Source organism: Shewanella sp. BJSY2023SW005, from assembly GCF_047314585.1.
In the GTDB taxonomy this organism is placed as follows: domain Bacteria; phylum Pseudomonadota; class Gammaproteobacteria; order Enterobacterales; family Shewanellaceae; genus Shewanella; species Shewanella algae.
The window spans coordinates 67,587-77,578 of record NZ_JBKORJ010000059.1 but is presented as its reverse complement, the minus strand read 5'-3'; the positions used below and the strand labels follow the sequence as shown (position 1 = coordinate 77,578).

Here is a 9,992-nt window from a genome sequence, read left to right as displayed (position 1 = left end):
GTCTTGGACATAGTGCGTAATGCGAGGCAGTTCAAGCTTGATGGGAAACGGGATAGAGCCTATCCACGTGCGTTAAAAATGAGTAAAAACAAGTACCCCATTAAGCCTAAGAAAAATGCCGTTCACACTAAGTGAACGGCATTAGCCCTCCGGCGGTTTTTTTATGACTGCAACACACTCTCAGTCGCGCTCATATTGCAAAATTCAGCTGCGCCCTTCCTCTGCAGCGCTGACGGCATTCTGCTCGGCTATCAGAGCACTCTGCTGCATATCGGCGTTATAGTGCTCTATATCCAGCTCATTTTCCGACTTGGCAATCACAGTGGTTGCCACCAAGTCGCCGGACACATTCACGACAGTTCGGGCCATATCCAGAATACGGTCGATACCGGCAATAATCGCCACCCCTTCCAGCGGTAAGCCTACAGTGGTCAGCACCAGCGTCAGCATCACCAAGCCGGCACCGGGCACACCCGCAGTACCTATGGAAGCCAAGGTCGCGGTCAGAATAATGGTAATGTAATCGACCCAGGTAAGATCCATCCCAAAGGCCTGAGCCACAAACAGCGCGGTCACCCCTTGATAGAGGGCGGTACCATCCATGTTGATAGTGGTGCCCAGCGGTAGCACAAAGCTGGAAATCTTCTTGTTCACTCCCAGGTATTCGCTGGCACACTTCATACTGGCAGGCAGACTTCCCGCCGAGCTGGATGTGGTGAAGGCGACCGCCATGGCATTGCTGATCCCCTTGAAGAACTGCAGTGGATTGAGGCGGGCAAACACACTCAATACCAGGCTGTAGAAGCCGACAATATGCAGGAAACAACCGATATAAACGGCAACAATCACCTTAATGAGCGGCAGCAGCATCTCCATGCCGTACTCACCGGCCACCCAGGCCATCAAGCCAAACACCCCATAGGGCGCCAGACTCATTACCATATCGGTCAGCTTGTACATGGCTTCCGCCAAGCTCTCGAATACACGAATCGCTGGCCTGCCATGCTCACCAATCAACACCAGGGCTATTCCCAGTGCCACGGCGAATACTATCACCTGCAGTATCTGCCCTTCGGCCAGAGCCGATACCGGGTTGGTGGGCACTATGTTGATCAGGGTTTCCATTACAGAAGGCGCCTGGGTAGCCTTTTCGGTACCGACCTCAGGGGTCATATTCAGCCCTGAGCCCGGACGTATGACTGAACCGACTATCAACCCCAGGCTGATGGCAATGGAAGTGGTCCCCAGATAGAAGGCAAAAGATTTGAAACCTATCCGCCCCATCTTGGCGGTATCCTGCATTGAGGTCACACCCACTATCAGCGAGCAGAACACCAATGGCACTATCAGCATCTTGATGGTGTTGACGAACAGAGTCCCTATGGGCTTGAGATAGATGGCATCTTTACCCAGTATCAGTCCGGTACTCATCCCCAGAACCATACCTATCAGTATTTTCAGCCACAGCGGCAGCCCCGACCAGCGTGACCATAGACGGCCGACAAGTGAAGGTTGGTGTTTTGACATGTGTAAACCTTGATATTTGAAAAAGAGAGGGGCCATATCCTTGGCGGATGGCCGAGATCAGACATCAAGGCCGGTGCGCGAGTTTAGCACAGCTCGCCTGCAGCAAGGATGATCTGTATCACGCTGCCCGGTTGCAGGTTTGAGTTACCTTGAGCCGAGCCAGGGTAATCCAGGTAAAACCGGAAATGACGACTTTTAATCCAGTCCCCCTTTGCACCAACATAGGACTGCTGATAAATTGTGCCCGCCCCTACGAGCATGCAAGCAAACAGAACTCAAAGGAATAACTATGCTAATAAGAAAAGGTACCCCAAAAGACACCGAGGCCCTGGTGGCTTTCAACCAGGCGATGGCTCAGGAAACCGAAGGATTGGCACTGGACAGTGACACCCTGAGCCGGGGCGTCAGCACCCTGCTGGAAAACCCCGCCAAAGGTTTTTATCTGGTAGCAGAAATCGAAGGTGAGATCGCAGGCTCCTTGATGGTTACCTTCGAGTGGAGTGACTGGCGCGCCGCAGACTACTACTGGATCCAGAGCGTCTATATCAAGCCGGAGCACAGACAAAAAGGCATCTATCGCGCCCTGTATCAGGAGGTCAAGGCGCTGGCCGAAAAGCAAGGTGGGGCTGCCAGCTTCAGGCTCTATGTGGAGCAGGAAAACACCCGTGCCCAACAAACTTACCAATCACTGGGCATGAGTCAGAGCCACTACCTCATGTACGAGGAAAAGCCTGCCTAAGTTCAGCGCAGATATAGATTGTCATGTTAGCCAGACCACTTTGACTGAGTTGGCAATCACAGGCAAGAAAATGCCGCTCTTCGACCTGAGCGGCATTGAAGCTGAAAGAATAGCGCTTAACGCTCGAGCGTCAGTTCCATCTTGGATACGGTTGCCGCATCAATATCCGCTTCTTTGAACAGCAAGGGGCGGAAACGTTTCTCACTGGAGTAGAGCGCTGTCTGATCGGCAAACTCGGGACGCAGAATATTGCTGGTCTCTGAGTAGGTCAGTATCCCTCTCGCCTCCGGGCCCTCATAGGTAAAGCTCACCGCCATCATCCAGCTGGAGCCATAACGAACCTGATAGCCCTTGGCGCTCAGACCGGAATCCAGCGCTTTGCCGCTCAGAATATCGGTTGCCGGAGCGTAAGAGTGCTGCGGGATAAGCGTGTCGTCACCACTGGTCTTGGTGGAAAATACGTTGAAACCACCCTCGGCATGATGACTGCCGGGCCAGGGCAAACGCACGCCACTGGCACTGCCATCCGGCAATGAACGCTCGACAAACTGCACACTGCCAAGGGGCGCATCGACGGCAAAACCGGCCGCTTCCAGGTTGAGCGCGGCATGTGCCAGCGCAGTGAGCGCCGAACCGTCAGAACTCAGCCCTGTGGGAGTGGTCGCCGGCTGCAGATAATCAAAGCCTTGGGTCAACATGGTTTTGTCATTGAACAGGTGGGCGAATTCCCGAAGCAAAGCGCCGCCTTTACTGTCGTTGTCCTGATGACCATTCCAGGCCTTGAGCGCCGCGCAGGCAGCGCTGATATCCTTGGCAAGGGTACCGACCATTACAGGTTCACTGCCCTTGGCCTCACACTGGGCAATCAGATCATCCAAAACCATTTCGGCCAGATAGCTGCGGTTGTTGAGCACTGCCGCCTCCAGTTCATCCAGGTTGAACTTGCCATCACTACCGGCGGCATCACCAAGCAGCTTGAGCCCCATGCGGGTTCTCATGCTCAGTTGGCCACGCTCCGGGCCATACATGGGGGAGAAATACTCCAGCGGCTCGGCCGGGTTGGTAGACCAGAAGGAGTTATTGGAGTTTTGCACAAAGTCTGTGCGTTCCAACTTAGGCGCCCGCTCGAAAGGCGTGGGGCCATCGAAGGCAAACAGTGAGGTATTGCCCGGCAATATGGTAAAGCCAGCCTGCGCCTTGGCCGCCTTGATCTCAGGGGAAGTCTTCAGCAATACCACAGCCGCCTCGGATAATCCCGGCACGGTAGAGTCATCGATATAGAAGGCGTTGCCTTCCCTGTCGGCATACATGGTGTTATTGAAGATCATGCCGTCATAGTCTTTAAATGCCTGCACAAACTCCTGTTTGTTGGCGGCCATGTTCATCGCCAGCCAGTGATCCACGGGATCCATGGTCGCCATGTTGGCATCCTGCAACATAAAGGCCTGGCCATCATCCCAACCAAAAGGTGCCTGGGTGGCAGGCGCTTCGACTATAGGTCCCTTGGGAGTGGTATAGATATCTTTTTCGGCTACCAACATACCCGCCGGACCGGCATTGACCAGCACCTGCACGGTTTCCTTGCTGATAGGCATAGGCTCACCGTCAAACAGATACTGCATTCGGTCGCCGGAAACCAGCTCCAGGTTATAGACCACAAAATGTTCGGCGGTGGAGAAAGTATGGGTCCAGGCGAGATCTTTGTTGAAACCAATATTGATTGGGCCCGGCATGCCGACCAGAGAGCCGCCCATCACATCCAGGTGTCCGGGAATGGTGGCATGGGACTGCCAGAACCTCAGGTTACCCGTATGCGGGAAGTGCGGGTTCCCCAGCACCATGCCCTTGCCGTTTTCCGTCTTGTCTTTGCCAAGGCCCCAGCCGTTGGAGCCCAGTTCACCCGGGTTGGTCTCCGGGGTGGCAATATTGGCGGCTCTGGCAATCAGCTTGCTGTTGATGTCATTGACAAAAGCGGTCTGGGCGGCAGAGGCAGGAGCCGGGCCGACTATTCGCGGCAAATATTCATCACCATCACCCGGATTGGCGTAAAAGATCAGATCCAGGAAGTTGGCCGCCCCCGGTAGCAGGGCAATTGAAAACAGGTAGGTCACCACATCTTCAGCTTCAATAGGCTTGACCCAAGGCTGCCCGGCACAGAAGGGCTCAGCCTGTTGCTTGCCTTCGGCCACATCGCTCAAATACCGGTTATAGCCGGCGACAAACCCGCTGATCAGTGCCCGGGAGTTTTCGCTGAATTCAGGCCATTTGGCCTCGGCCTGAGCTCTGACCTTGAGCGCCTTGTAGGCAAAGTCGGAGATCAGGTTACCATTGTCTTCCCGGGCCGGGATCCCTGTGGTGAAGTCCAGGCTGGCATGGGGGCCGAAATACATGGAACGCTCTGAGTTGGCCTTAACAAAGCCATCGGCCAGGATGCACAGATTGTCCTGCGCCTGCACATAGCCGTTACCGAATCCCAGGCTTTCCAAATTGTCGGCTTGAATGTGAGGTACACCGAAACTGGTGCGCCGAACGCTGACCGAGAGCTTTCCGTCCGGTGCAAATGCCTGCAGTGTGTTGTCGACCGGAGGCGGGTTCTGATCATTGTCGTCATCCGAACAGCCAACGAGTGCCAGGGTGCCTGCCAGCCCCATGGCGTACATGAGTTTGTTGAATTTCATTATAATTATCTCTTTTTTAATGCCATTTATCCGACAAGGCCCAGCCCCTTGAACAATACAACTCCCCAAAAGCCATACGGGTCTGTCGTGGCGCTTATGTCGTGTCCCTCGGTGTACCTTGCGTTGTGATTTTCGGCGCGTCACAATGACGCCCAACTCAAGGCCGCACCTCCGACCATTTAAACAATGATTTAAACGGTCGTCCACATTAAAGATCCACCAAATAAACAAATATGAAACAAAAACAGTTACAGATAGTGGTGGGTTCTACCAACCCGGTAAAACTCAAAGCCGCCGAGAATGCGGTTCGCGCCCTGCATCCCGACGCCGAAATCCACTGCCAAGCCATGAAGGCGCCATCCGGTGTGGCGGAGCAACCCATGACAGATGCCGATACCCGCCAGGGAGCCATCAACAGGGTGGAATGGTGCAAGGCGAATGCAGATGCCGATTACTATCTGGCAATGGAAGGTGGGGTGGATGATTTCCCCCAGGGGCCGGCCACCTTTGCCTATGTCGTCATAGCCACCAAAGAACGCCTCTGCGTCGGCCGCAGTGCTCACCTGCCCCTGCCGCCCAAGGTTTATGCCGCGCTCAAGGCCGGTGAAGAACTGGGGGATGTGATGGATTCGCTGTTCAATACCGTCAATGTCAAACAGGCAGGTGGCGCCATAGGGCTCTTGACCCAGGGGCATGCTACTCGCGAGAGTATTTATCACTCGGCCTTGCTGCTCGCATCGGCGCCACTGCGTTACCCGGAGCTTTACTGATACCAGTCACCGCTGTTATTAATAACGGCGGTGTTGTTGACCGCCCCACCTCAATCTTTCCCAAGCGACCTGTGTAAATACGGGATAATTACCAAACCCAGCTGTTGCAAATAGATACAGACTGAGCTAACTTGAATTCAGAATTAGTTGCTTGTCGCAACCATTTTATCTTTTTGCGAGGTATCCCCTTAGATGTCCCTCAGTACAAAACCGCTAAATTCGGGCTCATCCAAGCCTGATGTTAAAGAGCCGGGTAATCGCCAGGAAGCATCTCAGGATGAACTGGCCCAGGTCAGCCCTGTGCTCAGACACCTGTCTCGTCATCTGGTACGGCAGCTGGGTATGTTGTCCGGTGCCTGCGGGCAACTGCCGCTGACACCTGTGCAGGCACACACACTGCTGGAGCTGGGACAGCAAGATCTCAGCATTAAAGAACTGAGTAACCTGCTCAATATCGATAAATCCAATGCCAGTCGTGCCGTCAGTCATCTGGTCAACAAACAACTGGCCCAAACCAAGGCCAATCCCAGAGACAATCGTTGTCTGCAGGTCAGTCTGACTCAGGCCGGGCATAAGATGTTGAAACAGCTGGATAACCAGCAGGATAATCAATTTGCTGACATTCTTGCCCAATTGGCACCGAACGAAGTGACCCAACTAGAAGCCAGCCTGCGCTGCTACAACAAGGCGATTACCAAAGCCAAGAGCCAACAGGGGGTGGTAATCAGGCCACTTCAGGCGGCAGACGATGCCGGGCTGGCCGCCGTGATACGTGCTGTATCGGCCGAATATGGTCTGACTCCCGATAAGGGTTACAGTGTGGCCGACCCGACCCTGGATCACCTGAGTCGCCAATATGGCCAGCCAGGCAGCCGGTATTGGGTAATTGAAAAACAGCAGCAACTGCTTGGCGGTGCCGGCATAGCCCCCTTGCCCGGCGAAAAGGGCGTATGTGAGTTGCAGAAGATGTACTTTATGCCCGCACTGCGAGGCCTGGGCCTCTCCCGCCGTTTGGCACTGCAATGTCTCAGCTTTGCCCGCGAGCAGGGATATAAGGCCTGTTATCTGGAAACCACCAAACTGTTGCCGGAAGCGCTCGGCCTCTACGCCAGTCTGGGCTTTACTGTCCTGCCCAAGCCCCTTGGCAATACCGGCCACAGCGCCTGTGAAATTCCCATGTTGCTGACACTCTAGCCGAGCAAGCCTCTAACCAAGCAAGCCGCAGCCACCGGAGGCTCTGGTGGCAGCTACGGCCCTCGCCTAAAAAGCGCACCAACACAATAGATGCAATGCCGCTGTGATTGCTACGGCCATTTGCAGAGTTTTATACCTCCGGCACCTTGGGCCAGTTGGGTTTATTACGAGCAACCCAAGCCTGTAACTTCCGCCTTGCAGAATCGGTTCCTACATCAATATCTAGGAAATCACAGATAGATTTCCATGTGGAGAATCTACCTCTCATATTTAATTCGGGGACTTCCTTAATCCACTCTGATGGTCTAGGAGAGGATTTAACTTTCGACTTATCAGGTAATGACTCCAATAAGCTTTCTAGAATTTTGTCAGCATTTGGCCCTTCAGATGGGATCAGTTCCAACAAGCGAATAAGTGCTTCATTAAATGTAATATTTTCAAAAGGTTGTTTTTTAACTAACAACTCAATCCTTGATGCTACTTTTTCGTCGACATGATAGCTAGGCATAGTAATCTCCAATATTTATCAGGACATAATATAAACTACACCCTCAAAAACTAGATTTCTAGAAATTACTAGAAAAACTTTAAAAAAGACTGGTTGAGAACAGTCCATACTTCCCATTCCTGCACTTCCCGCTCAACAAACTGAAAAACAACAAAAGTGACACGAAAACGGTTTTATTTATTGACAATCAACCTCTGTCACTTGTTAGCTTGCAGATAAGGAAATTAGCGGGAGCTTTCAATGGAATACAGACGTATCCCCCACTCCACTCTGGAAGTGAGCAAACTGTGCCTCGGCACCATGACCTGGGGCGAGCAAAACAGCCAGGCCGACGCCTTCGCCCAGTTGGATATGGCCCTAACCGAAGGGATTAACTTTATCGACACTGCAGAGATGTATCCGGTGCCGCCAAAACCCGAGACTCAGGGTGAGACCGAACGCATCCTTGGCGCCTATCTCAAGGCCCGCGGCAACAGAGACAACCTGGTGATTGCCACCAAGGTGGCGGCTCCCGGCGGCAAGAGTGACTATATCCGCAGCAAGATGGCACTGGACTGGCGCAATATCCAGCTGGCGGTGGATGCATCATTGCAGCGCCTGGGCGTAGACTGTATCGACCTCTACCAAATCCACTGGCCCCACAGAAACTGTAACTTCTTCGGCGAACTCTTCTATGAGCAGCAGGAGCAGGAGTCGATGACCCCCATCCTGGATACCCTAGAAGCCTTGAGCGAAGTGATCCGCGCCGGTAAGGTGCGCTATATCGGGGTTTCCAACGAAACCCCATGGGGCCTGATGAAATACCTGCAACTGGCAGAGAAACATGGCCTGCCGCGGATTGTCAGCGTGCAGAACCCCTATAACCTGCTGAATCGCAGCTTTGAAGTGGGCATGAGTGAAATAAGCCACCGCGAAGAGTTACCGCTGCTGGCCTACTCGCCATTGGCCTTCGGTACCCTCACAGGCAAGTACTTAAATGGCCAATGGCCAGCAGGCGCCAGGTTGACCCTGTTCAAGCGCTTCGCCCGCTATACCGGCACCGAGTTGGCGCTTGAGGCCACCGAGGCCTACGTCAAGCTGGCCCAAAAATTCCACCTGAGCCCGGCACAGATGGCACTGGCATTCGTCAACTCCCGTCCCTTTGTGGGCAGCAATATCATAGGCGCCACCAATCTGGAGCAGTTAAAGGAGAACATTGCCGCCTCGCAGCTTAAGCTGAGTGATGAACTGCTCGGTGAACTCAACTCGCTGTCGAGCCGCTTTCGCCTGCCCTGTCCTTAAGGGCTGAGATATTTCGCCTTGCATTGGGCGCACAAATCCATAAAGATCTGTGCGCCCTTTTGATTGAAGATCCACAGCAATGAGCACTCCACAGTTGCGCGCCCAGTTTCCCGCGCTCACCCAGATGTTGGGGGATTATCCCCTGGTCTATCTCGACACGGCCGCCACCAGCCAAAAACCCCGGCGGGTGCTGGAAGCTATGGCGCGTTTTTACCGTGAAGATTGCGCCAATGTGCACAGAGCGGCCCATCAGCTTTCCGCCCGGGCGACCCAGGCCTACGAAGCTGTGCGTGATGCCTTGCAACATTTTATCCATGCCGCCCGGCGGGAAGAGATCATCTTCACCCACGGCACCACCGAAGCCATCAACCTGCTGGCCTGGGGCCTTGGCGAGCGCTTTGGCAAGGATGACCTCATTCTGGTCGACAGCTGCGCTCATCACGCCAATCTGCTGCCCTGGCAACAACTGGTCAAACGCAGTGGTGCCAGGCTGGAACCCATTCCGCTGGATAAAGATCTGCGCCTCGATAAGGCGGCCTTTAGTCTGCTGCTCCAGCAAAAGCCCAAATTGGTGGCCCTCAGCCATGTTTCCAATGTATTGGGTACGGTCAATGACATACAAGCCTTGTGTCAGGATATTCGCGCCGCCGGCGCCATCAGTGTGGTGGATGGTGCCCAGGCCGTCGCCCATCTGCAGTTGGATATGCAGCAACTGGGGTGCGACTTTTATGCTTTTTCCGGCCACAAGATGTATGGCCCCAGCGGCATAGGCGTACTCTGGGGCCGCTATGAATTGCTCGACACCTTGGAGCCACTGCTAACCGGCGGTGAGATGATAAAAACCGTCAGTTTCCAAGACAGTACATTTGGCGACTTGCCCAACCGCCTCGAGGCCGGCACCCCGCCGATAGCCGAGGTCATAGGTCTGGGAGAGGCCGTTGCCTTTCTCGAACAGCAGGACAGACAAGCCCTGGCACTTGCCGAACAAAAACTGCTGAACAAGCTGCAACAGGGGTTATCCGCCATTGCCGGGGTCGAACTTTACGCCGCCCACGGGGATAATCTGGGCGCCGTGGCCTTTAACCTCAAGGGTGAGCATCACCAGGATGTAGGCATACTGCTGGATCAACAAGGCATAGCGGTACGCTGCGGCCATCATTGTGCCATGCCACTGATGTCGCTGATGGGTATCAAGGGCTGCTGCCGGGCCTCTGTGGGGATCTACACTGATGAGCAAGATATCAAACGTTTTCTCGATGCCCTGAGGGCAAGCGCCGAGCTACTGGGATATTGAA

The 9,992-nt window shown here is 54.1% G+C and carries 8 protein-coding genes; 5 read left to right on the top strand and 3 right to left on the bottom strand.

Translation table 11 applies throughout. From position 1 onward, the window contains the following. Positions 1 to 204: 204 nt before the first annotated feature. The gene (locus tag ACMHXI_RS18715; protein ID WP_062793438.1) at positions 205 to 1,527 is read right to left on the bottom strand and encodes a dicarboxylate/amino acid:cation symporter; all 1,323 of its coding nucleotides are present in this window, start codon (positions 1,525 to 1,527) and stop codon (positions 205 to 207) included. A gap of 289 nt (positions 1,528 to 1,816) precedes the next feature. On the opposite strand from ACMHXI_RS18715, the gene ACMHXI_RS18710 reads away from it, so the two are divergent. Beyond that, positions 1,817 to 2,266, top strand: a complete 450-nt coding sequence (locus tag ACMHXI_RS18710) for an N-acetyltransferase family protein (protein ID WP_413735786.1) — start codon at positions 1,817 to 1,819, stop codon at positions 2,264 to 2,266. A 116-nt stretch (positions 2,267 to 2,382) separates the two neighbouring features. Here the strand turns inward: ACMHXI_RS18710 and ACMHXI_RS18705 are convergent, their stop codons facing one another. Next, positions 2,383 to 4,944: an acylase gene (locus ACMHXI_RS18705; protein WP_413735784.1), complete on the bottom strand. Its 2,562-nt coding sequence runs from the start codon at positions 4,942 to 4,944 to the stop codon at positions 2,383 to 2,385. 233 nt (positions 4,945 to 5,177) lie between these two features. Between ACMHXI_RS18705 and yjjX the strand changes: the two genes are divergently transcribed. Together yjjX and ACMHXI_RS18695 are read left to right on the top strand one after the other, a co-directional pair. Continuing rightward, complete coding sequence (yjjX, locus tag ACMHXI_RS18700) at positions 5,178 to 5,714, top strand: inosine/xanthosine triphosphatase (protein WP_025010008.1); 537 nt, start codon at positions 5,178 to 5,180, stop codon at positions 5,712 to 5,714. Positions 5,715 to 5,906: 192 nt separating this feature from the next. Further along, the gene (locus ACMHXI_RS18695; RefSeq protein ID WP_208184438.1) at positions 5,907 to 6,908 is read left to right on the top strand and encodes a bifunctional helix-turn-helix transcriptional regulator/GNAT family N-acetyltransferase; all 1,002 of its coding nucleotides are present in this window, start codon (positions 5,907 to 5,909) and stop codon (positions 6,906 to 6,908) included. A 130-nt stretch (positions 6,909 to 7,038) separates the two neighbouring features. On the opposite strand, the gene ACMHXI_RS18690 is transcribed toward ACMHXI_RS18695, so the two are convergent. Next, complete coding sequence (locus tag ACMHXI_RS18690) at positions 7,039 to 7,416, bottom strand: hypothetical protein (protein ID WP_054744592.1); 378 nt, start codon at positions 7,414 to 7,416, stop codon at positions 7,039 to 7,041. A 240-nt stretch (positions 7,417 to 7,656) separates the two neighbouring features. Here ACMHXI_RS18690 and ACMHXI_RS18685 point away from each other — a divergent pair, with 240 nt between their 5' ends. Beyond that, positions 7,657 to 8,697 (top strand): NADP(H)-dependent aldo-keto reductase, encoded by a 1,041-nt coding sequence (locus ACMHXI_RS18685; RefSeq protein ID WP_208184437.1) that lies wholly within the window; start codon positions 7,657 to 7,659, stop codon positions 8,695 to 8,697. A 79-nt stretch (positions 8,698 to 8,776) separates the two neighbouring features. Continuing rightward, positions 8,777 to 9,991 (top strand): aminotransferase class V-fold PLP-dependent enzyme, encoded by a 1,215-nt coding sequence (locus ACMHXI_RS18680; RefSeq protein ID WP_071238568.1) that lies wholly within the window; start codon positions 8,777 to 8,779, stop codon positions 9,989 to 9,991. Position 9,992 lies beyond the last annotated feature (1 nt).

What these genes read in the sequence shown, in the direction of transcription:
- ACMHXI_RS18685 (WP_208184437.1), top strand. Translation starts at nt 7,657, where the DNA reads ATGGAATACAGACGTATCCCCCACTCCACTCTGGAAGTGAGCAAACTG.
- ACMHXI_RS18710 (WP_413735786.1), top strand. Translation starts at nt 1,817, where the DNA reads ATGCTAATAAGAAAAGGTACCCCAAAAGACACCGAGGCCCTGGTGGCT.
- ACMHXI_RS18680 (WP_071238568.1), top strand. Translation starts at nt 8,777, where the DNA reads ATGAGCACTCCACAGTTGCGCGCCCAGTTTCCCGCGCTCACCCAGATG.
- ACMHXI_RS18690 (WP_054744592.1), bottom strand. Translation starts at nt 7,416, where the DNA reads ATGCCTAGCTATCATGTCGACGAAAAAGTAGCATCAAGGATTGAGTTG.
- ACMHXI_RS18705 (WP_413735784.1), bottom strand. Translation starts at nt 4,944, where the DNA reads ATGAAATTCAACAAACTCATGTACGCCATGGGGCTGGCAGGCACCCTG.
- yjjX (WP_025010008.1), top strand. Translation starts at nt 5,178, where the DNA reads ATGAAACAAAAACAGTTACAGATAGTGGTGGGTTCTACCAACCCGGTA.
- ACMHXI_RS18715 (WP_062793438.1), bottom strand. Translation starts at nt 1,527, where the DNA reads ATGTCAAAACACCAACCTTCACTTGTCGGCCGTCTATGGTCACGCTGG.
- ACMHXI_RS18695 (WP_208184438.1), top strand. Translation starts at nt 5,907, where the DNA reads ATGTCCCTCAGTACAAAACCGCTAAATTCGGGCTCATCCAAGCCTGAT.